The 24,046-nt window shown below is 39.5% G+C and carries 14 protein-coding genes and 1 other annotated feature; of the genes, 8 read left to right on the top strand and 6 right to left on the bottom strand.

What is annotated here, in order from left to right; translation table 11 throughout:
• Window positions 1-17: 17 nt before the first annotated feature.
• The 5 genes from aroB to H8Z77_RS01040 all read left to right on the top strand — a co-directional run bounded on the left by aroB (window position 18) and on the right by H8Z77_RS01040 (window position 9,512).
• Complete coding sequence (gene aroB, locus H8Z77_RS01060) at window positions 18-1,082, top strand: 3-dehydroquinate synthase (protein WP_186995892.1); 1,065 nt, start codon at window positions 18-20, stop codon at window positions 1,080-1,082.
• Window positions 1,073-2,350 carry a 3-phosphoshikimate 1-carboxyvinyltransferase gene (gene aroA, locus H8Z77_RS01055; protein WP_186995891.1) on the top strand — a complete coding sequence of 426 codons (1,278 nt, stop codon included), beginning with the start codon at window positions 1,073-1,075 and terminating at the stop codon, window positions 2,348-2,350. Before aroB ends, aroA begins: the two co-directional genes overlap by 10 nt.
• Window positions 2,322-3,428 (top strand): chorismate synthase, encoded by a 1,107-nt coding sequence (gene aroC, locus H8Z77_RS01050; protein ID WP_186995890.1) that lies wholly within the window; start codon window positions 2,322-2,324, stop codon window positions 3,426-3,428. Before aroA ends, aroC begins: the two co-directional genes overlap by 29 nt.
• Window positions 3,429-3,526: 98 nt before the next feature.
• Window positions 3,527-5,191: a dihydroxy-acid dehydratase gene (ilvD, locus tag H8Z77_RS01045; RefSeq protein ID WP_186995889.1), complete on the top strand. Its 1,665-nt coding sequence runs from the start codon at window positions 3,527-3,529 to the stop codon at window positions 5,189-5,191.
• A gap of 412 nt (window positions 5,192-5,603) precedes the next feature.
• The gene (locus tag H8Z77_RS01040) at window positions 5,604-9,512 is read left to right on the top strand and encodes a family 78 glycoside hydrolase catalytic domain (RefSeq protein WP_186995888.1); all 3,909 of its coding nucleotides are present in this window, start codon (window positions 5,604-5,606) and stop codon (window positions 9,510-9,512) included.
• Window positions 9,513-9,979: 467 nt separating this feature from the next.
• Here the strand turns inward: H8Z77_RS01040 and H8Z77_RS01035 are convergent, their stop codons facing one another.
• Together H8Z77_RS01035 and H8Z77_RS01030 are read right to left on the bottom strand one after the other, a co-directional pair.
• Entirely contained in the window at window positions 9,980-10,261 is a 282-nt protein-coding gene (locus H8Z77_RS01035) for a helix-hairpin-helix domain-containing protein (RefSeq protein WP_186995887.1), read from the bottom strand.
• 214 nt (window positions 10,262-10,475) lie between these two features.
• Window positions 10,476-12,146 carry a 2-isopropylmalate synthase gene (locus H8Z77_RS01030; RefSeq protein ID WP_069988237.1) on the bottom strand — a complete coding sequence of 557 codons (1,671 nt, stop codon included), beginning with the start codon at window positions 12,144-12,146 and terminating at the stop codon, window positions 10,476-10,478.
• A 111-nt stretch (window positions 12,147-12,257) separates the two neighbouring features.
• Window positions 12,258-12,520 (bottom strand) — a binding site (T-box leader).
• Window positions 12,521-12,686: 166 nt separating this feature from the next.
• Between H8Z77_RS01030 and H8Z77_RS01025 the strand changes: the two genes are divergently transcribed.
• The 3 genes from H8Z77_RS01025 (at window position 12,687) to H8Z77_RS01015 (ending at window position 17,084) form a co-directional block, all read left to right on the top strand.
• A complete protein-coding gene (locus tag H8Z77_RS01025; protein WP_186995886.1) occupies window positions 12,687-12,884 on the top strand; it encodes a DUF1858 domain-containing protein in 198 nt (65 codons plus the stop codon).
• A 601-nt stretch (window positions 12,885-13,485) separates the two neighbouring features.
• Window positions 13,486-15,321, top strand: coding sequence for an NAD(P)-binding protein (locus H8Z77_RS01020; RefSeq protein WP_069988235.1), 1,836 nt, complete (start codon window positions 13,486-13,488; stop codon window positions 15,319-15,321).
• Window positions 15,315-17,084: an NADH-dependent [FeFe] hydrogenase, group A6 gene (locus tag H8Z77_RS01015; protein ID WP_186995885.1), complete on the top strand. Its 1,770-nt coding sequence runs from the start codon at window positions 15,315-15,317 to the stop codon at window positions 17,082-17,084. The genes H8Z77_RS01020 and H8Z77_RS01015 overlap by 7 nt, the downstream gene beginning before the upstream one ends.
• Before the next feature lie 269 nt (window positions 17,085-17,353).
• On the opposite strand, the gene feoB is transcribed toward H8Z77_RS01015, so the two are convergent.
• From feoB to H8Z77_RS00995, 4 genes are all read right to left on the bottom strand, one after another.
• On the bottom strand, window positions 17,354-19,369 hold the full coding sequence (feoB, locus tag H8Z77_RS01010) for a ferrous iron transport protein B (protein ID WP_186995884.1): 2,016 nt from the start codon (window positions 19,367-19,369) through the stop codon (window positions 17,354-17,356).
• Entirely contained in the window at window positions 19,366-19,599 is a 234-nt protein-coding gene (locus H8Z77_RS01005; RefSeq protein WP_069988232.1) for a FeoA family protein, read from the bottom strand. The genes feoB and H8Z77_RS01005 overlap by 4 nt, the downstream gene beginning before the upstream one ends.
• A 205-nt stretch (window positions 19,600-19,804) precedes the next feature.
• On the bottom strand, window positions 19,805-20,227 hold the full coding sequence (locus H8Z77_RS01000; protein ID WP_069988231.1) for a potassium channel family protein: 423 nt from the start codon (window positions 20,225-20,227) through the stop codon (window positions 19,805-19,807).
• A gap of 202 nt (window positions 20,228-20,429) precedes the next feature.
• The gene (locus H8Z77_RS00995) at window positions 20,430-23,441 is read right to left on the bottom strand and encodes an ABC transporter ATP-binding protein/permease (RefSeq protein WP_186995883.1); all 3,012 of its coding nucleotides are present in this window, start codon (window positions 23,439-23,441) and stop codon (window positions 20,430-20,432) included.
• Window positions 23,442-24,046 lie beyond the last annotated feature (605 nt).

Here is a 24,046-nt window from a genome sequence, read left to right as displayed (position 1 = left end):
AGAAAGGCTGCGATCCTATGAAAACAATCTCGGTAAAAACAGGAGTTCCTTATGAGATTTATATCCAAAGGGGAATCCTCCAACAAACAGGCAGTTATACCCGAACTATTACGGATTCTGACCATGCTGTTATTGTAACAGATGATATTGTAGACAAATTATATACCCAACAGGTAAAGGCATCTTTAGAACAGGAGGGTTTTTTGGTGGATGTATTTGTATTCCCTCATGGGGAATCCTCCAAATCCATGCAAACCCTTTCCAATCTTTTTAACTTTTTAACCGAAAAACAGATCACCCGCAAAGATTTCATTGTTGCACTGGGCGGTGGTGTAGTTGGGGATCTAGCTGGATTTGCTGCGGCCAGCTATTTACGGGGAATTGATTTTATACAAATCCCTACCACCTTCTTAGCACAGATTGATTCCTCGGTTGGCGGGAAAACCGCAGTGGATATTGAGGCCGGCAAAAATCTAGTAGGCGCATTCCATCAACCCCGCTTAGTCCTCTGCGACCCGGACAGCTTAAAAACATTATCTGATGAGATTTTTGCGGACGGTGTAGCAGAAGCCATCAAATACGGCTGTATTCAATCAGAAAGTCTATTTGATACCCTGTTGAATGGAGATATTCAAGCCCATTTGGAAGAGATTATTTTTGAATGTATTTCCATCAAACGGGATGTAGTAGAACAGGATGAGTTTGACCGTGGTCAGCGGATGTTATTGAACTTTGGACATACCCTGGGCCATGCCATTGAAAAAATCTATCACTATGAAACCTATACCCATGGCCAGGCTGTTGCTGTTGGGATGTGCCTTATCACCAATCTAGCGGAACAATATGGGTTGACCGAAGCAGGATGTTCCCAAAAAATCAGACAAGCCTGTGAACGATATCACCTTCCAGTAGAACTGAATCTCTCTTCGGAAGAACTGGTACAAAACAGCTTAAACGATAAAAAGAGAGAAAAAAGCAACTTAAATCTGATTTTGATCCACACCATCGGCAAAGGCTATATCTATCGGGTGACGGTAGAGGAATACAAAAAATTTGTTTCAGGAGAATATCAATGCAAGTAGTATTTTCACCATCCCAACTTGACGGGAAAATTACCATCCCCCCTTCTAAAAGCCTTTCCCATCGCGCTATCTTATCTGCCGCTTTGGCAAATGGAACCAGTAAAATAGAAAATATCATCCTTTCAAAAGACATTGTCGCTACATTAGATGCAGTAAAAGCGTTGGGGGCAACATATACCATCTCTGGAAACACAGTAACTGTCACGGGAATCCAGTCTCTTGCGGAACAGGCAACCATTGATTGCTGTGAATCCGGTTCTACCCTCCGGTTTTTCATCCCAATTGTTTCATCCCTTGGGGTATCCGGTACCTTTTTGGGAAAAGGTAAGCTTCCGACCCGGCCTATTACCCCTTACCTCACCGAGATGTCTAAAAATGGCGTGGTCTTTGACTACCATAACACAATGCCTTTTTCGGTTTCAGGACAATTGCAGCCGGGTGACTACCAGATTGATGGGGATATCAGCTCCCAATTTGTTACTGGCTTGCTATTTGCCCTTCCCCTATTAAACGGAGAAAGCCAAATTCATATCAATGGAAAACTGGAATCCAAACCATATGCGGATATGACGATTGATGTGCTACAGCAGTTTGGTATTCAGGTAATGGAAACAGAGTACGGTTACCGGATACCTGGAAACCAAAGCTATCATCCCCATGATTACCGTGTGGAGGGGGATTTCTCCCAAGCTGCGTTTTTCGCAGTAGCTGCCGCCGGAAAAGGTAGTGTATTACTACAGGATTTAAACCTGGATTCCTCCCAAGGGGATAAAGAAATCCTGACAATTATTAAATCCTGCGGCGCAAAAGTAGAGCAAAAAGAAGATGGAATCCTTATTTCCGCCACTCAGGCATTAAAACCATTTGAAGTAGACGCTTCTGATATTCCAGATTTAGTCCCTATTTTAGGGGTATTAGGGAGCATCTGCCAAGGAAAATCCTGGATTACGGGGGCAAAACGGCTCAAAATCAAAGAAAGCGACCGGCTAAAAGCAATTTCTGACTGTTTAAATACATTAGGTGGAAAGTTAACCCCTTATGAAGATAAATTAGAAATCGATGGGGTTGACAGTTTTCATAGTGGAAATGTCGATAGTTTTAACGACCATAGAATCGCCATGTCTACCGCCATTGCAGCACTGTTCTCGGATGGACAAGTTCAGCTAAACACAGCGGAAAGTGTCCAAAAAAGTTATCCTGAATTTTATCAAGACTACCAATCATTAGGAGGGATTGTCAATGTCATCCATATGGAATCGAACCATTAAACTATCTATTTTTGGGGAATCTCACGGTGTAGGCATAGGTGCGGTACTGGATAACCTGCCACCAGGGGAACCAATTGATATGAACCATGTGCTACAATTTATGGCACGACGTGCCCCCAACAGCAAAAAATCCGGTTCTACCCCCCGCACCGAAGCAGACCAACCGGAAATCCTTTCTGGCATGCTGGATGGGCATACCACAGGCGTCCCCCTTTGTGCCGTTATACGGAATACCAATACCCGCTCTGTAGATTATGGAAACATCACCACATTGGCACGTCCAGGACATGCGGATTTTACCGGAGATATCCGGTATCAGGGGGCAAACGATATCCGGGGTGGAGGACATTTTTCCGGCCGTTTAACCGCACCATTGGTATTTGCAGGGGCAATTTGTCAACAAATTTTAGAACGCAGAGGAATTTACTGTGCTGCCCATATCCTTTCTATCCATGGGGTCAAAGACCAGGCTTTTGACACAGTTTCCCCTGATTTAGAGCAGATGTTGACTATCCGCACCAAAGATTTTCCAGTGATTGATGAAAAAGCTGGGAATTCCATGCGAGTAGAAATCGAAAAAGCCCGTTTAAATTTGGATTCTGTTGGTGGAATCATTGAGTGTATGGTCACAGGTGTACCTGCTGGGATAGGTTCTCCTATGTTTGACGGAATGGAAAACGATATTGCTTCGATGATATTTGGCATTCCAGCTGTTCGTGGAATTGAGTTCGGTACAGGTTTTGGAGCAGCGGAACTGCTTGGCTCCCAGCACAATGACCCCTTCTATATGGATGGCGATACTGTCAAAACAAAAACCAACCACCATGGCGGTATTCTAGGTGGCATTACCTCAGGAATGCCAATCCATTTTAAAGTGGCGATCAAACCAACTGCTTCAATCTCCCAGGAACAGGACACTGTGGATTACAAACAGCACAAAGATGAAAAACTAGTAATCCATGGTAGACATGATTCCTGTATTGTGGTTCGTGCTGTACCTGTAGTAGAAGCCGCTGCGAATATTGCTGTACTTTCCCAACTCATGCAACATAATGCCCTAGAACCATTGGAAAAATAAAAATTTTTGTAGAATTCCCTTGACATCATTTGTTAGACAACTTATAATAGTTGTTATACAACACGTTATAAAATTCTTCTGGAAAGGAAGTTATACTTATGAAAAGTGAATCTATCATCAATGGCGTACAAAATGCCCCTCATCGTGCTTTGTTTAATGCACTGGGCTTTACAAAAGAAGAAATGGAACGTCCTTTAATCGGGATTGTTAGTTCTTATAACGAAATCGTTCCGGGACATATGAATATTGACAAAATCGTAGACGCAGTAAAATTGGGTGTTGCAATGGCTGGCGGTACTCCTGCTGTGTTCCCTGCAATCGCTGTCTGTGATGGGATTGCTATGGGACATCAGGGCATGAAATATTCTTTGGTAACCCGTGATCTCATTGCTGATTCCATTGAAGCAATGGCAATGGCCCATGGTTTTGACGCTTTGGTTATGGTACCAAACTGTGATAAAAACGTACCAGGTATGCTGATGGCTGCCGCACGTTTGAATATCCCTTGTATCTTTGTCAGTGGCGGTCCAATGTTAGCTGGTACTGTAAACGGATGTAAAGTAAGCTTCTCCGCTGCATCCGAAGCAGTAGGGGCATACAACGCTGGTAAGATTTCTGCAGAAGAACTGGAAGAATTTGAAAATAAAACATGTCCAACCTGTGGTTCTTGTTCCGGTATGTACACCGCAAACTCAATGAACTGCTTAACTGAAGTATTGGGCATGGGCTTGCCAGGGAATGGAACCATTCCAGCTGTTTATTCCGAACGCATCCGTCTGGCAAAACACGCTGGTATGCAGATCATGAAATTGGTAAAAGACAATATCTGCCCTAGGGATATCATGACAGAAGGTGCGTTCCACAATGCTTTAACCATGGATATGGCAATTGGATGCAGCACCAACAGTATGTTGCACCTGCCCGCTATCGCCCATGAAGCTGGCATTGAATTAAATCTGGATATGGCCAACGATATCAGTGATAAAACACCAAATATCTGCCATCTTGCACCTGCTGGTCCTCATCACATGGAAGACCTGTATGAAGCAGGCGGTGTATATGCGGTAATGCATGAAATCAATAAATTGGGATTATTAAAAACAGAGCTTATCACCTGTACTGGTAAAACTGTAGCGGAAAACATCAAAAATAGCTTTAATAAGAATCCAGAAGTAATCCGTCCTGTTGAAAACCCATATAGTACAACTGGTGGTATTGCTGTATTAAGAGGAAACTTAGCACCAGATTCCTGCGTTGTAAAACGTTCTGCTGTTGCTCCAGAAATGCTCAAACACAGTGGCCCTGCAAAAGTATTTGACTGTGAAGAAGACGCAATGGCGGCAATCAATGGCGGTAAAATTGTGGATGGCGACGTTGTTGTGATTCGTTACGAAGGTCCAAAGGGCGGTCCAGGTATGAGGGAAATGCTTAACCCAACTTCCGCAATTATGGGCAGGGGCTTGGGCAGCACAGTTGCCTTAATTACAGATGGTCGTTTCTCCGGCGCAACCCGTGGTGCAGCAATCGGCCATGTTTCCCCAGAAGCTGCCGTAGGCGGTAATATCGCATTGGTACAAGATGGAGATATCATTGAAATTGATATCATGGCAAACACCATCAATTTCAAAGTAAGTGAAGAAGAATTGGAAAAACGCCGTGCCGCATGGGTTCCAAAAGAACCACGTATCAAAACCGGATACTTGGCACGTTATGCTTCCTTAGTAACCTCTGGCAACCGTGGCGCTATCTTGGAAACAAAATAAAATTCCTCTTAATTTATCTAAAGAAATTTAAGGATCTATATAACTAATTTCCATCAACTTATCAAAAAAACAATAAGCACTACAGGTAATACCTGTAGTGCTTATTGTTTTATAGATTCTATTTTTAAATAGCTTTTGTAAATATTGTTTATTTTTTGATATTTAATTTTGGTAGACTTTACTCTTGTAATGGGAGTGTAAAAATGCCATAATAAAAATTGAAACATATACTTTTTCATTCCTATATTGAAACTTTTAAAAAATACATTATCGCCCATTTATGGGCGTTTTTTTTATATTTTTTTACATGAACGATAATGTATATTAATTAGGGCAAATATATTTTTTAAGGGAAAGGAGGGTTTAGGTAGCCCATTCATTACAAAAAATTTTTATTAAAGGAGAGAAGAAAATGAACAAATCAAACGCTTCCAAAAAAGCATTGGCGTTACTGCTGTCCATTTCCATACTGGCTGCTGTAACTTGTACAACTCCATTTGTTTCTGCTGCCAACGATGATATCCATACATCTGTAGTAGAAATGACAACGAACTATCAAGATAATCCGATCGGGGTTGACACAGAAGGCATCCAATTTAGTTGGAAAATGGATTCCAATTTAATCGGGCAAGAACAGGCATCTTATCAAATTGTTGTAACAAAGGATTTTCCTGATGGTGAAGTCGTATGGGACTCTGGTATAGTAAAAGATAATACATCTGTTGGGATAGATTATGCTGGAAATCCACTAGAATGGGAAACCCGCTATTACTGGACAGTTACAGTATTTGATAAAAATGGGGATACTATAAAATCAGATAAATCTTGTTTTGAAACTGGTTGTAATTGGGAAGAAGGTGGAGCCAATTGGATTATAATTCCACAAGATAAAATGTCTGATGGGCATAAAGATATTCCTTTGTTCCGGACAGAAGCTCAGATTCCAGAAGGGGAAATTGCTTCAGCGCGTCTTTATGTTTCTGCGCTTGGAAACTACGATATTTATATTAATGGTGAAGAAGTCAAACAGGTAAATGTAGACGGAAGCGTAGTAGATGATATCTTTAATCCTGGATGGACAGATTATAATGCTTATGTTAATAGTAATACATATGATGTTACTAACATGATTAATGGCTCTAATATTGCTATTGGCGCTGTCGTTGGGCGTGGCTGGTATAAAGGAAAAGTAGCTCGTGGTAACCGATTTAAAGAGGTAATTGGTAGTCCAACTTCTTCAGAAACTGCGTTATGTGCAAAATTAGAAGTGACCTATGCTGATGGTTCTACAAAAACAATTGTAACAGATGAAAACAGTTGGAAAGCAAGCAGGAAAACCCCATTTACCAATAGTGGAAGAAACTGTTTTTATAGTGGAGAAAGCTATGATTCTACTATTGCTCATGAAATTACAGGTTGGACAGAGCCAAATTATCAACCATTCTATAATAATGACTCCGATTGGTTCAACGTACAAAACGATGTCTATACAGGGGAAATGCGTTCAACCAGTGTAAGTGCTGCTTATTTTGATACCGAAAATGATAAAAAACCTGTTTCCGGCTATAAATATAGAGAAATAAACCAATCAGTAGAAAATGGTGGAACTTCTACTCTTCCAAAAGGGGAAGTAGTAGAAATTCCAATAAACGTAAATCAAAATATTGAATTAAAAACTGGGGAAACCTTAATTTTAGATTTAGGGCAAAACATGGTAGGTGTCCCCAATATCACAGTAGAAGGGCAAAAAGGTACAACACTTTCTCTTCGCCATGCGGAAATGCTAAATGATGGCCGCATCAATGAAATAGACAGCGCAGGTGGAAGCGATGGCCCAAAAGGCTCTATTTATACAGCAAATTTGAGGAATGCGAAATGTTTAGATACCGTAATTCTGAATGGTGGGGAAGAAACCTATCAGCCATCCCAAACATTCCATGGCTATCGTTATACTGAAATTACTGTTGATCAGGATATTACCATTAAACAATACACTGGTAAAGTAATTTCTTCTGTAACAGAACAAACAGGTTTTCTGGAAACTTCCGATAAAAATGTAAACCAGCTTTTTAGCAACATTTTGTGGGGGCAACGCAGCAACTATTTAAGCGTGCCTACAGACTGCCCACAGCGCGACGAACGTTCTGGATGGACAGGCGACGCGCAGGTATTCTCTGGTACAGCAGTGTATAACTTTAACTCAATGCCGTTCTTATTGGAATATGCTGATATTATGAACGCACACCGGGAAGCATATGGAAGTTATGGTTTAGTAGAACCAACTGGCTGGAACAAAATTGGCAGCGGCTACGATGAAAGCAATAAAGCTGGTTGGAGTGATGCTGGAATTATTATTCCATGGAATATGTATCTACAAACTGGTGACCTTTCGATCCTAGAAAATCAATTTGAACAAATGGATGCCTATATGACCCAGGTCGGTGAAACTGGAGGCTACGATACAGGTACTTACGGTGACTGGTTAGCATTCCAAGCCGCTTCTGTACAATTCTTAAACGCTTCTTATCGTGCTTATACCGCCCAGATCATGAGCAAAATCTCTACTATTTTAGGCAAACAAGATTGTGTAGAAAAGTATAACACATTATATGAAGAAACCCGCCGTCAAGCGATTGACAAGTATCTAACTGAAGATGGCAATCTACTTACTTCAACAGCAGATGGCGTAACTGAAGTAGTTACAAGCAACCAAAGTTACCCAGTTGTAGACAATGCTCAAAGTGGATTGTTATGGGCATTAAAACTTGGCTTCTATGATACCCAGACTCAACGTGATACCATGATTGCAAATCTATTAAAAAATATCCATAATGAAAATGGCTCCATGCGGGAAGGCTATGCGGAAGATACATTAGCTGTTGGATTCTTAGGCGTAAATGTTATTTTACCTGTCCTCACAGAAATTGGAGCAGAAGATGTAGCCTACAACCTCCTACTCCAAGATCAAATGCCTTCTTGGCTCTATTGTGTAGAAAACGGTGCTACAACTATCTGGGAACGTTGGAACGCTTATACTGCGGAAAATAGTTTTGCGCGGAAAGACATGACTTCTTTCAACCACTATTCTTATGGTGCTGTCGGGGAATGGATGTACGAAAATATGGCTGGCATTGCTTCTTCTGAACAGGCACCAGGCTTTAAAGAAATTGTTTTACAGCCATCAATTGATGAAAGCGCACGCCTTAGCTATGTAAACGGTAGATATAATTCTTACTATGGTACTATCGAAAGTAACTGGACCGCAAACGAAAACGGCCAACTGGAAACTTACCATACAGTTGTTCCAGCAAACACCAGCGCAACCCTCTATCTCCCAATCAGCGAGGAAATTGCCAAAACTTATCAGCAAATTTCCGGCGTTACTTTTGTGCAAATGACAGAACACAATGGCCGCACAGTAGCTGAATTTGAACTTGCTGCTGGTGGATATGATTTTGCTGTAGCAGATGGCAATTTAACTGTATCCCTTGCTGATGGATATGTTAGCGATGGTTCAACCGTTGATAAAGATATTTTAAATACGGTGATTGAATACGCACAAACACAAAAATCTTCTGAAGAATTTAACAATGTCATTGCAGATGTTCAAAAATCTTTTAACCAAGCATTAGATAACGCAGTAGAAGTTGCTCAAAATAAAGACGCTACACAAGAAGAAGTGGATTCAGCTTGGCAAACTTTATTGAATGAAATCCATAAACTCGGTTTTGTCAAAGGGGATATTTCTTCTCTGGAAACCTTGGTATCCTTAGCAGAAAGTTATGATTTGAACCAATATGTAGAACAAGGAAAATCAGAATTTGAAGCAGCTTTAATTACAGCACAAGCTTTAATTGCAGATAAAGACAATGCTATGGCAGATGAAATTGCGACAGCAGAGAATAATCTGTTAAATGCAATGTTAAATCTAAGATTTAAAGCAGACAAATCCATTTTAGAAGAAATTATGACAAAAGCAAGTGGAATCGAAGCAACAGCATATACCGCAGAAAGCTATGATGTGTTGCAGGCAGCTATGGCACATGCAAATAAAGTATTGGAAAACGACAATGCGACCCAAGAAGAAGTAGATATAGCTGCCCAATCTGTACAAACAGCAATAGATCATCTCGTAACAGTCGCAGAAAAACAGCCTGCGGAAGATACCACACCATCCACTGATACTGCCATTCTGACAGGGCAGAAATCCACAACACCAACAGCAAATGCAGCAAAAACTGGAGATATGATTCCAGTAGCAGGCGCTGTTATTGCAGTAGCAGCTGGGGCAGTAATTTTCCTTACACGTAGAAAAAAATAATTTTATTCCTTCTTAAAGTCAAAAACGGCCGTTAGTGAATACGGCCGTTTTTTCTTTTATACTATCTCTCATGATGCTGCTAGAAAAATCAAAATATCTTATAAAACCACAGACATTAAGACATAAAAAATGTTTGGAACCCTTGAAAAAAATCCGACATATATACGAAATATATGAAATAATAAATGCCGCCATTTTTTCAAAATTCGCATAGTCCCCAATTAAGTTTACAAAAAACTTTAATGATACTCCTTAATATAACACTCCCTGCTTGACTAGAAATCGGAATAAACAAGTTATATAATACCTAAAGTATAAAAGTATATAGTTTATTCTATCTTTTCATCTATTTATAAGCCTAAATTCAAAAAGTAAAAATAATTTTAACACCAATTAAACTTATGTTTTAAAGTTTTATCAGTCATTCTGTTTACGATAGTTTTGATTAACTCTATAGTAATACAAAACTAGAACAGGGATTCATTTTCTGGATATTTCTTATCTTTCCAGTACCACCACTTTAGCTTTTCTGGATCATATGTTTCATTTTCTGCATAATATACTGCTAAACGAAATACATACAATGCGCACCGATCTTCTTGGAAGCCTTTAAACGCACAATCCTGTAAATATAGTTCTTCTGGATTTTTTCCAACTAAATCAGCAATACACATAATGCCAATATTATGGAGATGTTGTTCTATTCTCTTCCCTATTCCAGGTATTTTTGTTAAATCGCTTGATTTCATACTACTGTTTTCCCCTATTCACGATTACTTATTATCGGATTTTTACAAGCCTGTTTCGTTTTTGATGATAGCTATTTTCAACTCACCACATAACAAACCTAATTCTATTTTTCTTCTAAAAAAGAACCCATCAATATATTACATCAAATAACAAAACAAATCAATTAGCTTATACAAAAAATCCCTCTATCCACAATGGATAGAGGGAAAATTTCTATTGTTTTTCTACATTATTTACTGCACTAATTAACGCCATAATAGAAGCATTGATAATATCGGTATGAATTCCAACACCCCAGAAAATGTGTTCATGGTCATCGGTAATTCCCACATAAGCAACAGCCTGGGATTTTGAACCAAGCTCTAAAGCATGTTCATTATAGGTCAAATTGGTAAAGGAAATATGTAGGCGTTCCTGCAATGCATTGCTTACCGCATCCAAACGGCCGTTTCCGCGCCCTACCAGAGTTTCCTGTTTTCCATCGATCTCCAGAGTAATAAATGCTTGCATTTCTTCTTTTACGGTGCCATTTGCAAAATGGCATTCCACCATTTTAATAGGAGATTCCAAATTGACATATTCTTTTTTGAAAATATCGTATACTTCGTTTGGTAATAACTCTTTATGCTGATGGTCGGATACATCTTTTACCTTATAGCCAAACTGTTCCCGCATTTTTTTCGGTAGGTTATATCCATAATTGTGTTCCAACAGATACCCAATGCCGCCTTTACCAGATTGGCTGTTAATTCGGATAACATCAGTTTCATATTCACGTCCAACATCCTTTGGATCAATTGGCAGATATGGAACCGTCCAATATTCGGTATGGCCTTCTTCCCTCCATTTCATGCCTTTGGCAATTGCGTCCTGATGGGAACCGGAGAATGCTGCAAATACCAGCTTACCACTGTATGGCTGACGGTCATATACTTTCATCCGAGTCCAACGTTCATAGTTTTCTACAATATCAGGCATATTGGTAAAGTCCAAACCTGGGTCTACCCCTTGGGAATACATGTTCATTGCCATAGTAACAATATCCACATTACCAGTGCGTTCCCCATTGCCGAACAGAGTGCCCTCAATGCGGTCAGCCCCAGCAAGCAAGCCCATTTCAGCATCCGCAACACCACAGCCACGATCATTATGAGGATGCAAGGAGACGATTACATTTTCACGGTATTTTAAATGGTTGCTCATGTATTCCACCTGGCTTGCGTATACGTGTGGCATAGACATGGACACAGTAGCAGGCAGGTTGATGATCACTTTATTATCCGGTGTTGGCTGCCAGATATCCAGTACCGCATTACAAATTTCCAGCGCAAATTCCATTTCTGTTCCGGTAAAACTTTCTGGGGAATATTCAAATCTAAAATTGCCTGGTGTTTCAGCCGCATATTTATTTAACAATTCTGCGCCATCTGTGGCAATTTTAATAATTTCCTCTTTGGATTTACGGAATACCTGTTCCCTCTGTGCCAAGGATGTGGAATTGTACAGGTGTACTACTGCCTGTTTCGCACCTTTTAACGCTTCAAATGTTTTTTTAATGATATGTTCACGGGATTGTGTCAGCACCTGGACTGTCACATCATCTGGGATCAGATTCTGTTCAATTAGAGTACGCAAAAAAACAAATTCTGTTTCGGAAGCGGCTGGAAATCCGACTTCAATTTCTTTAAACCCTAATTTTACAAGATAATTAAAAAATTCTATTTTTTCATCCAGGCTCATTGGAATAATCAGTGATTGGTTTCCATCACGCAGGTCAACGCTACACCAAATAGGAGCATAGTCAATACTATCTTTTTTTGCCCAATCCATTGGCATTTCAGGTGGGAGAAAATACCCTTTTTTATATTTTTGATAATTTTTCATGTAAAATCATTCCTTTCTTTATTGGATGTATCATCTTCTTTATCATTTAAACTACAGCAATCATCAACAAGGTAACACATATAATAAAAAAACCTTTCGTTTCTAAATTTACTTAGAAACGAAAGGTATAATTCCCTTACGCGGTACCATTCTAATTCATGCCCTTACAAGCATGCCCCTTTTTACAGATACATGTCCTATCATAACAGATATCCTCCTGTGATAACGGTCAGGTTCCGTCTCCACTTACTAGATTCATCTCGTTCAGCGAGCTACTTCAAGGCCAGTTCAGATAAAACGCCCAACTGTTTTCCACCATCCAACAGCTCTCTGTATGTTTGCAATATCCTACTATTCCTCTGCACTGTATTTTAAATATTGAGTTCAGTATAACTTATTTTTTTCAGATTGTCAAGAGAAAATTTTTGTCTTAATTTTGTACATAATTTATAATGCAACTTGATTTTTCTTCCTAAAATGGATATAATAAAGAAAAACCATTATAGTAAATAGATGTTTCGGTTAGAAAGGAAGTTTTTTATGACAATAACAAAAGATTCTGTAATCGGCGATATCTTGGATTTTGATAACTCTACTGCAGAATATTTTTTTGAGATGGGGATGCATTGTTTGGGATGCTCTTCCGCTAGAGGGGAAAGCCTGGAAGAAGCATGTATGGTTCATGGCGTAAGCGTAGATGAATTGGTTGCAAAATTAAATGCCCATATCAATCAATAATCAGCAGTTAAATACAGGCTGTATCCATACAGATACAGCCTTTTTGTTCTCGTTTTAATATTAAAAATAATTTCTTTTAATATTAAAAAATTAATCACAATTTTATCACAAATTTTCGTTACAATATAAGTGTTCTTTTACAGAACTTTTTTCTTCTTTTTATAATCTTCTTTTTTCTACCGTCCTGTTTTTCAGGGCGGTATTTTTTTGCGCTATTTTTCATAAGAATTCCATTAGGATTCTTTTATAGTCAAAAAATAAAAACTTTTCCAATGAAAAATAATTATATCATTTCTTTCTCCTGGTGTAATCCATTGACCAATATACAGAAAACAACCTATTTTTCCATGAAATAGTATAACACAATAAAAATTTAGAACAATATAGAGTTGTTTTTATTTTAAAAACACAAAAAACTATTGATTTTTTTGAAAAAAAGGTATAATATGAAGTAGTTATCACTTGTCGTTTTAAAGGGGAAATCAGTACCTAACGAGGGGATAAAAGGGCTATCTTTTCGACTGGTTACAACGCCATAAGAAAATAAGCACTACAAAACAAAATTATTTTTTGCACGCCAATGTGCGGAAAGGAGCTTTCAGTGAGTCGTTTAAATATTGTAACGCAAAGCACCGCCCAGACAGTTGTAGAAGGGCTCTACCGTGATCTGGAGCGGCGTATTGTTGCCAGCCCCCCTGGCCTATGTCCAGTGGATATGGCTGCTTCCTTTTTGAAACTATGCCATGCACAAACCTGTGGTAAATGTGTACCATGTCGTGTGGGCTTAGGACAATTGGGCAATTTATTGGAAGATGTATTGAACGGGGACGCAACGCTGGAAACAATTGATTTAATCGAAAAAACAGCAAGGGCAATTACCAATTCTGCCGACTGTGCTATTGGGTACGAAGCTGCTGACATGGTGCTAAGGGGAGTAATCGGATTCCGTGACGATTACGAGGAGCACATTTTACATGGACGTTGTACCTGTAGTTTGAACCAGCCGGTTCCATGTGTCGCACTATGTCCAGCAGGGGTAGATATTCCTGGATACATTGCTTTGGTATCCGAAGGACGTTATGCAGATGCCGTCCGTCTAATCCGGAAGGACAATCCATTCCCCACTGCTTGTGGTTTAATTTGTGAGCATCCATGTGAAGCAAGATGCCGTAGAAATATGATTGATGATTCTATCAATATTCGTGGATTAAAACGGTTTGCTGTCGATCACGCAGGGGATGTTCCTGTACCAAAATGTTTCCCACCTACCGGGAAAACCGTAGCAGTAATTGGTGGGGGACCTGGTGGATTAAGTGCGGCATATTACCTCGCATTAATGGGGCATAAAGTTACTGTATATGAAAAACGAAGCAAATTGGGCGGCATGTTGCGGTATGGTATTCCAAGTTACCGCTTGCCAAGAGAACAGCTAGAAAAGGATATTAACGCTATCCTTTCTACTGGTGTTCAAGTAAAAACTAAAGTATCCATTGGGGATGACCTCACCATTATGGATCTGCGTAATCAATATGATGCGGTTTATATTGCAATTGGTGCCCATACAGATAAAAAAATCGGTATTGAAGGAGAAGATGCCAGAGGGGTTATTTCCGCAGTGGAAATGTTGCGTGAAATCGGTTCTGACCGTCTACCTGATTTTACTGGAAAAAATGTAGTTGTTATTGGTGGGGGAAATGTAGCAATGGACGTTACCCGCTCCGCTGTCCGTTTAGGAGCAAAAAAAGTTAGCGTGGCATACCGCCGCCGTAAAGTGGACATGACTGCTCTACCTGATGAAGTAGAAGGCGCCATTGCAGAAGGCTGTGAAATCCTTGACCTTCAATCCCCTCGTAGGATTGAAGTAGATGAAGATGGGAACGCTGTAGCACTATGGGTAAAACCTCAAATTATTGGGAAGATTGACAGCGCTGGACGTCCAAAACCAACGGATTCTCAAGAAGAAGAAAAAAGGATTCCTGCTGACCTTGTTATTGTAGCAATTGGCCAAGGAATTGAATCCCGCCACTTCCAGGAAGCCGGTGTTCCTGTAAAACGCGGTGTAATCGAAGCATTAAGCTGGAGTGGTATTGAAAACACTCCTGGTGTATTTGCCGGAGGGGACTGTGTAACAGGACCTGCTACAGTAATCCGTGCAATTGCTGCTGGGAAAGTAGCTGCCGCCAATATCGATACTTATTTGGGCTATAACCATGTTATCAAATCAGATGTAGAAATTCCAGCCGCAAGATTGGATGATCGCCCTGCATGTGGACGGATCAACATGACAGAACGGGATGCCAACGAACGCAAAAACGATTTTGAACTGATTGAATGTGGTATGACATGTGAGGAAGCCAACCAGGAATCCCGTCGATGCCTGCGTTGTGACCATTTCGGATACGGTGTATTTAAAGGAGGCAGAACTACAAAATGGTAACCTTAACAATTGATCATAAACCAGTTACGGTAGCACAGGGAACCACCATTTTGGAGGCTGCTAAACTGGCTGGTATTCCAATTCCAAGCCTTTGTTATTTAAAGGATATCAACGAGATTGGCGCCTGCCGTGTCTGTGTGGTAGAACTGGAAGGAAAAGAAAAACTAATCCCTGCTTGCAACAATTTAGTGGAAGAAGGCATGGTAATCTATACCAATAGCCCAAAAGTAAGGGAAACAAGAAGAATTAATGTGGAACTGCTGTTGTCCCAACATGATTGTCACTGCGCAACTTGTGTACGAAGCGGTAACTGCAATTTACAGACCATTGCTAACGATTTAGGGATTATCTCAATTCCTTATAAAAAAGAAGTACCAGATTTCCGTTGGAATGTAGGATTCCCATTAATCCGTGATATCGGAAAATGTATTAAATGTATGCGTTGTGTGCAAATCTGCGATAAAGTACAGGGGATGAATATCTGGGATGTAGCTAATACTGGTTCCCGTACCACAGTAGATATTTCCTTTAACCGTCGTATTAAGGATTCAGATTGTACCCTCTGTGGACAATGTATTACACATTGCCCTGTTGGCGCACTTCGGGAACGCAACGACACCGCAAAAGCTTTTGAAGCATTGGCTGATCCAGAAAAAATCACCATTGTACAAATTGCCCCAGCAGTCCGTGCTGCATGGGGAGAAAGTCTAGGAATTTCCAGGGAATTTGCTACTGTAAAACGGTTGGTTTCCGCACTGCGCAGGATTGGATTTGACTATATTTTTGATACCGATTTTAGTGCTGATTTAACTATCATGGAAGAAGCCAACGAATTCCTTCAAAAACTGCAAAACAAAGACCAAAACACATGGCCAATGTTTACCTCTTGCTGTCCTGGCTGGGTACGGTTCTTAAAATCCCAGTATCCAGATATGGTTCCGCAGCTTTCTACCGCAAAATCGCCTCAACAAATGTTTGGAGCAATTGCAAAAAGCTATTATGCACAGTTATTAAATGTTGATCCAAGTAAAATTTATTGTGTTTCCATTATGCCATGCCTGGCGAAAAAACAGGAATGTGACCTGCCTACTATGAACAGCGCTGGTGCGGGACAAGATGTTGACTTGGTATTGACTACTAGAGAAATTGACCGAATGATCCGTGCGGAACATATTATTCCATCGGAGCTACAGGAAGAAGAATTTGACACACCATTGGGAATTGGTACCGGCGCTGGGGTCATCTTTGGAGCTACTGGTGGCGTAATGGAAGCTGCTTTACGTACTGCTTACTATTTGGTAACTGGACAAAATCCGTCTCCAGACGCTTTCCAACAAGTCCGTGGTATGGATGGTTGGAAAGAAGCAACCTTTGATATTTCAGGTACTTTAGTACGGGTTGCTGTTGTCAGCGGATTAGGCAATACCCGTAAATTAATCCGTGCGATTCGCCGGAATAAAGTACAATATGATTTTGTGGAAATTATGGCCTGTCCAGGTGGATGCTCTGGTGGTGGAGGTCAACCTATCCATGATGGTTTGGAATTTGCTGGGGAACGCGCCAACAAACTATATGGCTTGGACCGAGTTTCTACTCTGCGGTTCTCCCATGAAAATCCCTCCATTATCAAAGTATATGATGAATATTTGGAACATCCTCTCTCCCATCGGGCACATGAGCTGCTACATACCGATCATACTGCTTGGGATATGCCTATGGCGCCAATTATGGACCAGGAAGAAGAGGAAGACAATTATAGTTAATGGCATCTTTCCAAGTCAAAATCTCCAGCTTAGCCAGAGGTTTGAACAATCCTAAAAGAGGATGTGGTCGGTAAATATCTAAAACAACACACTAAGAATTTTCTTCGCTTATATTTACTGTCCTATCACCTTGAAAAAGGTTCATTTGATACTTGAAACAAAAGCCTTTTTTACAAGATATCTTTCTCAGGAAAATCAGGTATTTCCTTATACAAACAAAAAAACTCAGCTTATTCTTTATATTAGAAGAATAAGCTGAGTTTTTACTTTTATCCAATCAACAAATGTGCTACCTGATAAATCACCATTGCCACAATATAAGCCATTCCAGTTTGGAAAGCCGCAGTAGCCAATGCGCTTTTTGTGGACCCCAATTCCCTTCTGGATGCCGCAAATGCCGCAACACATGGCATATATAATACGGTAAATACTAAAAAGGAGAATGCGCTTAACGGTGTAAAAATACTTTGCAATGCTGTAGATAATTCTGCCGAGTTTGTCGAACCTGTTAGCACAGTCAATGTACTTACCACGGATTCTTTTGCCGTAATCCCCGTCAGCAGAGCTGTAGAAGCGCGCCAATCATAAAAACCAAGAGGAATAAAGATTGGAGCAATAAAGGAACCAATCGCCGCTAATAAACTCTGACTGGAGTCGGATACCATATTTAAAGAAGCGTCAAAACTTTGCAGGAACCAGATTACCATAGAAGCTAGGAATATAATAGTAAACGCTTTTTTGATAAATCCTTTGGCTTTTTCCCACATATGTAATCCCACACTCTTTGCGGACGGGATTCGGTAAGCAGGAAGTTCCATAACAAATGGAACAGGTTCTCCCCGAAATACTGTTTTCTTTAACAACAATCCGGATAAAATCGCCACAATAATACCAATAATATAAATTGAAATCATGACAATCGCTCCGTTTTGTGGGAAAAACGCAGAAGTAATCATTGCATAAATAGGAAGCTTAGCACTACAGGACATAAATGGCGTCAATACAATCGTCATTTTGCGGTCACGATCGCTAGAAAGTGTCCTGGTTGCCATAATTGCTGGTACACTACACCCAAATCCAATAAGCATGGGGACAAACGAACGTCCAGATAAACCAATCTTACGCAACATTTTATCCATGACAAACGCTACACGTGCCATGTACCCGCTATCCTCTAATAGGGATAAAAAGAAAAACAAAAATACGATGATCGGCAAAAAGGATAGTACACTTCCGACACCGGCACAAACACCGTCAATTAATAGAGATTGCAGCCATTCCGCTACTCCAACACGTTCCAACAACCCAGCGAGTTGTGCTGTACACCAGTCAATTCCAGTTCCCAATAAATCTTGTAAAGGGGCTCCGATCACACTAAAAGTAAGCCAAAAAATAAGAAACATAATCAAGAAAAAGATGGGAATTCCCAAATATTTATGGGTTAACAACCGGTCAATCCGTTCGGAACGTACCTGTTCATGAGTTTCTTGGCGTTTGACCACACTGTCACGGCAAATCGATTCGATATAGTTATACCGCATATCCGCCAAAGCTGCTTCCCGGTCGGTTCCCAGCTCCTCTTCCATTTCCTCCACAATGTGGTCGATAATATGCTGTTCCTTATCTGTAATCTGAATCGCCTTCATGGTAGGTCCATCCCCTTCTACCATTTTGGTAGCAGCAAAACGAACAGGATATCCAGCATCTTTTGCCTGGTCTTCAATGATATGGGCAATGGAATGAATTGCCTTGTGAACAGGTCCAGTACAAAAATCCTGACGGGGATTCGAAACTTTACCTTCCGCCATTTTGGAAATAACCCGAGTCAATTCAGATATCCCCTGGTTTTTCCCAGCTGAAATCGGGACAACTGGAATCCCTAAATGTTCGGATAATTTCCGGACATCAATGTTGTTCCCACTAGCTTTCACCTCGTCCATCATGTTCAAGGCAATCACCATAGGAATTCCAAGTTCCATCAACTGTAAACTCAAATATAAATTTCGTTCAATATTAGTAGCATCCACAATATTGATAATTCCATCTGGATGGTCTTTCAACAGCATATCTCTGGTTACAACTTCTTCTGAAGTGTAGGGGGATAATGAATAAATTCCAGGTAAATCCACCAATACAGCATTTTTCATCTGCTTAATGTTACCTTCTTTTTTCTCCACTGTCACACCCGGAAAATTTCCAACATGCTGGTTACTGCCGGTTAACCGGTTAAACAACGTAGTTTTACCACTATTTTGGTTCCCCGCAAGGGCAAATAAAAAACTCATGCTCTGGTTACCTCTTTTATCTCAATTTTTGCTGCGTCATCCTTTCGGATTGTCAATACATAGCTGCGCAAAAAAAGTTCAATTGGGTCCCCCATGGGGGCAACCTTTCGCACTGTTACCTGGGTATTTGGCGTCAGGCCCATATCCAATAAGCGCCGCCTTAACTCCCCTTCACCACCAATTTTCGTGATGATACCTCCTTGTCCTGGAGATACTTGGTCTAATGTCATGCTTATCCCTCCATTATATGCAAATTTAAATCTAAAAAATAACTTGAAACAATCATTTCCGCTCTATTCTTATTCATATGTCCTTTCAACATTTTATCTCCTATCTTTTTGTTTGTCAACGAAAATACAACATAGAGCCTTATTTTTTGCATCGTAAAGTACTTGTGTCTATCAAGGAAAGGATGGCATTTGAAGTAGAAGCCTATTACAAACGATATCGGCGTTGCTTTACTTTTTGAGAAAGTTCCCGCAATTCCTCTTTAGAGAGGGTTTCCAGATGTTCTAATTGGTCTAAAAATACAACAACACTTTCCTTGCTTTTTATCTTATTAAATTCAATAAAATAACTCACTACAACCCCTGGAATTAGCGCTATTATTAAAACAGCATAAATACACAATATTACTGTTAGTACCCTTCCCAATAAAGTAACAGCTACAATATCTCCAAAACCAATGGTTGTACTTGCTGCAAAACAATACCACAAACTATCTCCAACTGTTTGAATATTCGGCTCTACCAAATATATCATAATAGAAGTTAATATAAAATAAACCAGAAAACCAAACAATAATTTATCTGCATGGGTAATTTTCAAAATTCTCCACAATAAACGAATCCTGCGCAAACAAATTCCACCTTTCTTTACATTATAGTTTTAGTATAGCATACTTTTAAACTATTTTGGAATATAGCAGATAAATCTACAATAACTGACATATACTAAAGTGGTCATGCGATAAGTAAATCTAGACAAGTTTATTTTATAAAACCAATATCTATCAAAAAAGGATGGTGGAAATATTCCACCATCCAAAACATAATAACTTTTATTCACTTCGCAAAGATTCTACTGGATTTTTCTTAGCTGCAATTCTGGAAGGAATTAATCCGGCAATAAAAGTTAATCCCATACTGATTGCTACCAAAATAATACAAGCAACTGGAGATAAATAAGCATTAATCGTTGGGATATTGGTAAGTGCATGGATAATCCAGTTAATTGGCAAACAAAGAAGTAATGAGATGATTACCCCAAGGGCACCAGCACAGAAGCCAATAATCATTGCTTCCGCATTAAACACATGGGAAACATCTTTTTTGGAAGCTCCAATGGAGCGTAAAATACCAATTTCTTTTGTCCGTTCCAATACGGAAATATAGGTGATAATTCCAATCATAATAGAAGAAACTACCAAGGAAATTGCAACAAATGCGATTAACCCATAAGAAATAGCATTGATAATAGTAGTAATACCGGACATCAATAGGGCAACATAGTCGGTATAAGAAATGGCATCTTCTTCTGCAACAGAATTGTTATAATCGGTAATGATATCTGAGATGGCATCTTTATTTTCAAATGAATTTGCATATATATTGATGGCAGATGGAGAACCCAAATCAACAACACCCAATGTTTTCATATTTTCTTCCAAAGTAGACTCCGAAACACCGGAAGGCATATATTTGTCATAATATCCTGCTAGAGTAGTTTCATCCTGGACACTTCCAATTTGAGCATCGAAAATAGCCGCTACTTTTGCGTATCCAGCAGATTGGTCAATCTCTCCGTCCGTTCCCATCATCTCTTTTACCGCTGCTTCTGCCTGTGCCGCATAGTTTTGCTGAATCATTGACGTAATCTGCTGCTGTATCATTGTTTGCAATTCTTCATCTGAATACGAAGATAAATAGGAGTGAACTGTAGCGTCATCCATCTGATATTGGGAAGCGATTGCACTTTCCATCTCCTCCCTAGTGGAATATTTCGCCATGCTGCTTTGCAATACCTGCTGTACATATTCTTCTGGTGGTTCTGAGAAAATTCTAGTATATAAATCTGTTTTTTCTTGATTGTTTAGTCCAGAAAAATATGATTTGATTTCCTCCGCTTTTTCTGCATTGGTAAGCTCCCGTTCCTCCTTGGTAAAAGGAAGCCCAGAAAAAACGTCGTAATTCTCATTTTCTACAGCAGTTTGCTGTGCCACAATATCACTAGTTTGAATTTTATCTACCATATATTCTGTTAAAGCAGAAGTATATCCAAAAGTACCGGATAATGTAGTTGCAGAAGCATCTTCGTTTGGTTGAATGATACCCACAATATTTAAGTCATAGCCATTTTTAATCGTCATATCCATCCTGGTTTGATCATCACCAATATATTCCCAGGTGCCATTTTTTCCTGTGTTTGCATAATAATCAGGATTTAACAGCAATTTAAAGGATTTCTCACAAATTTCCTGATAATTTAAAGATAAATCCCATTTGTCTACTTCTGTACCGTCCGTACTAGAATCCAATAGCTCCTGGACCTGCTCCGGAGCCAACAATCCCAAAGAATAAAAAGCGATATCAGAGATTTCACTATTTCCGTTTAACACCAATACTACTTCGTTTGCGACAGATGGCCATTGTCCATACACCAAATCATATTGACTAGAAACCATATCGGAAATCAAACTTCCATCTGTTCCAGAAGGGATTTCCTGCCACAACTCATAAGAAGAAAGCTGGGTTTTCATCATCTCATACATCGCCTGTTTTTCTTTTGGAAGATCAGGATTTTCCGATTCCGAAAAAACATCCGCAATATCAGTTGTCCTATAATTTCCATCCGCATCCGTAATATAGGTGTTCATATCCACATCGTACTGATATTGAATAGCAGAAGTATATTGGTATAAATCTGTTGTACTGGTTTCCTCATTCATCTGTTCATCCAGAAATGCTTTAAAATCAGTTAGGTTGTTCTCAGTAGCATTGCTAGAGTTCATAGAATGGAATAATTCATACATAATTGAGGTAGAATAGACGATATTATCTTGTTTTGGTTGCTTGTTTTCTTCCACCATAGAATCCTGCATAGAAGTCATAGCAGAAATCATATCGTTATCTTCTTTATTGATGGTAACAGGATAGGAAGATAAAGTATCTTTCTGGACAGTATCAATATATGCCTGAACCCCAGTGGAAAGCGCCAAAATTAAAGCAATTCCAATAATACCAATACTTCCAGCAAAAGAGGTCATTAATGTCCTAGCTTTTTTCGTCAGCAGGTTATGGAATGAAAGGGAAATTGCTGTGCCAAAAGACATATTCTTTTTCCGCTTAGTTGATATATCTTTTCCTTTGGACAAATCGGCGTGGATTTCTTCCTCCGTATAAGGATTGGTATCCCCTACTACATCACCATCCAATAACCGCACAATTCTGCTGGAATACTGTTGCGCAAGATCGGGATTGTGGGTTACCATAATAATCAATTTATCCTGAGAGATTTCTTTTAATATCTCCATGATTTGGACGCTGGTTTTGGTATCCAGTGCCCCTGTGGGTTCATCCGCCAACAGGATATCCGGGTCATTTACCAATGCACGGGCAATTGCCACACGCTGCATTTGTCCTCCGGAAAGCTGGTTTGGCTTTTTATGGATATGTTCCCCTAATCCAACCTGTTCCAGGGCGTGGATCGCCCGTTCACGTCGTTCTGCTTTAGACACACCCGAAAGGGTCAAAGCCAGTTCCACATTTGCCAATACTGTTTGGTGGGGAATTAAATTATAACTTTGGAACACAAACCCAATCGAATGGTTCCGGTAGTTATCCCAGTCTTTATCTTTATATTCTTTTGTGGAACGTCCATTGATGATTAAGTCCCCTGATGTATACCGGTCTAATCCCCCAATGATATTTAACATGGTGGTTTTTCCGCATCCAGAAGGCCCCAAAATGGATACAAATTCATGGTCACGGAACGCAAGATCAATTCCATTTAACGCTGTAACCTTCGTATCCCCAACAGGATAATCTTTGGTAATCGATTTTAACGCAAGCATAGATTGCCCCCAATCGTAAAAACTAACTTTATTATACTCATTCAAAAAGAAATGGATTATATTATACTACCATTTCTTGAATATTTATTGAACAAGACTATAAAGGAACAATGTATAAACAACTTTTTTACTATTATTCATAGCAGATAAGATTTCGTCTACCTTTTATGGTGATCTAGTTTACTTGATTTAAGAACAGATTTATTTGAACATAGCCATATTTTTTTCTTTTTATCGTACTTTATTACAATATTTACAAGGAAAGTTACAAAAAAAATGGAAATCCTATTGACAGCCTTTTTTAAATCATGTATAGTAATCATAGACATGGAATTTTGACAATACAGAGTTTCCATGCAAATACTTTCTGACCACCCATGTTGGGTTAAAGGCCATACGGACAGCCGGGTCAACTGCCGAATGGCAACATTACTGTTGCCTTATTGATTGAGTTAGAAGCTCAAATTTTATAAGTTGGTAACTTTATAACCAGTGCTTGGATATGCACATCAACTTGTGAAACGGTCAATAAAGAGTGGTAAAATAAGCTATTTGCTATATAAACTCTGAATTCTCTTTCTTCCATAAGTAATTTTTGATTTTAT

The sequence above is a fragment of the Clostridium facile genome (genome assembly GCF_014297275.1).
GTDB classification, from domain to species: Bacteria; Bacillota; Clostridia; order Oscillospirales; family Ruminococcaceae; genus Massilioclostridium; species Massilioclostridium facile.
Note: the sequence above shows the minus strand (reverse complement) of the source record. Positions and strands in the feature narration are given on the sequence as shown.

What these genes read in the sequence shown, in the direction of transcription:
- aroB (WP_186995892.1), top strand. Translation starts at nt 18, where the DNA reads ATGAAAACAATCTCGGTAAAAACAGGAGTTCCTTATGAGATTTATATC.
- aroA (WP_186995891.1), top strand. Translation starts at nt 1,073, where the DNA reads ATGCAAGTAGTATTTTCACCATCCCAACTTGACGGGAAAATTACCATC.
- aroC (WP_186995890.1), top strand. Translation starts at nt 2,322, where the DNA reads ATGTCATCCATATGGAATCGAACCATTAAACTATCTATTTTTGGGGAA.
- ilvD (WP_186995889.1), top strand. Translation starts at nt 3,527, where the DNA reads ATGAAAAGTGAATCTATCATCAATGGCGTACAAAATGCCCCTCATCGT.
- H8Z77_RS01040 (WP_186995888.1), top strand. Translation starts at nt 5,604, where the DNA reads ATGAACAAATCAAACGCTTCCAAAAAAGCATTGGCGTTACTGCTGTCC.
- H8Z77_RS01035 (WP_186995887.1), bottom strand. Translation starts at nt 10,261, where the DNA reads ATGAAATCAAGCGATTTAACAAAAATACCTGGAATAGGGAAGAGAATA.
- H8Z77_RS01030 (WP_069988237.1), bottom strand. Translation starts at nt 12,146, where the DNA reads ATGAAAAATTATCAAAAATATAAAAAAGGGTATTTTCTCCCACCTGAA.
- H8Z77_RS01025 (WP_186995886.1), top strand. Translation starts at nt 12,687, where the DNA reads ATGACAATAACAAAAGATTCTGTAATCGGCGATATCTTGGATTTTGAT.
- H8Z77_RS01015 (WP_186995885.1), top strand. Translation starts at nt 15,315, where the DNA reads ATGGTAACCTTAACAATTGATCATAAACCAGTTACGGTAGCACAGGGA.
- feoB (WP_186995884.1), bottom strand. Translation starts at nt 19,369, where the DNA reads ATGAGTTTTTTATTTGCCCTTGCGGGGAACCAAAATAGTGGTAAAACT.
- H8Z77_RS01005 (WP_069988232.1), bottom strand. Translation starts at nt 19,599, where the DNA reads ATGACATTAGACCAAGTATCTCCAGGACAAGGAGGTATCATCACGAAA.
- H8Z77_RS00995 (WP_186995883.1), bottom strand. Translation starts at nt 23,441, where the DNA reads ATGCTTGCGTTAAAATCGATTACCAAAGATTATCCTGTTGGGGATACG.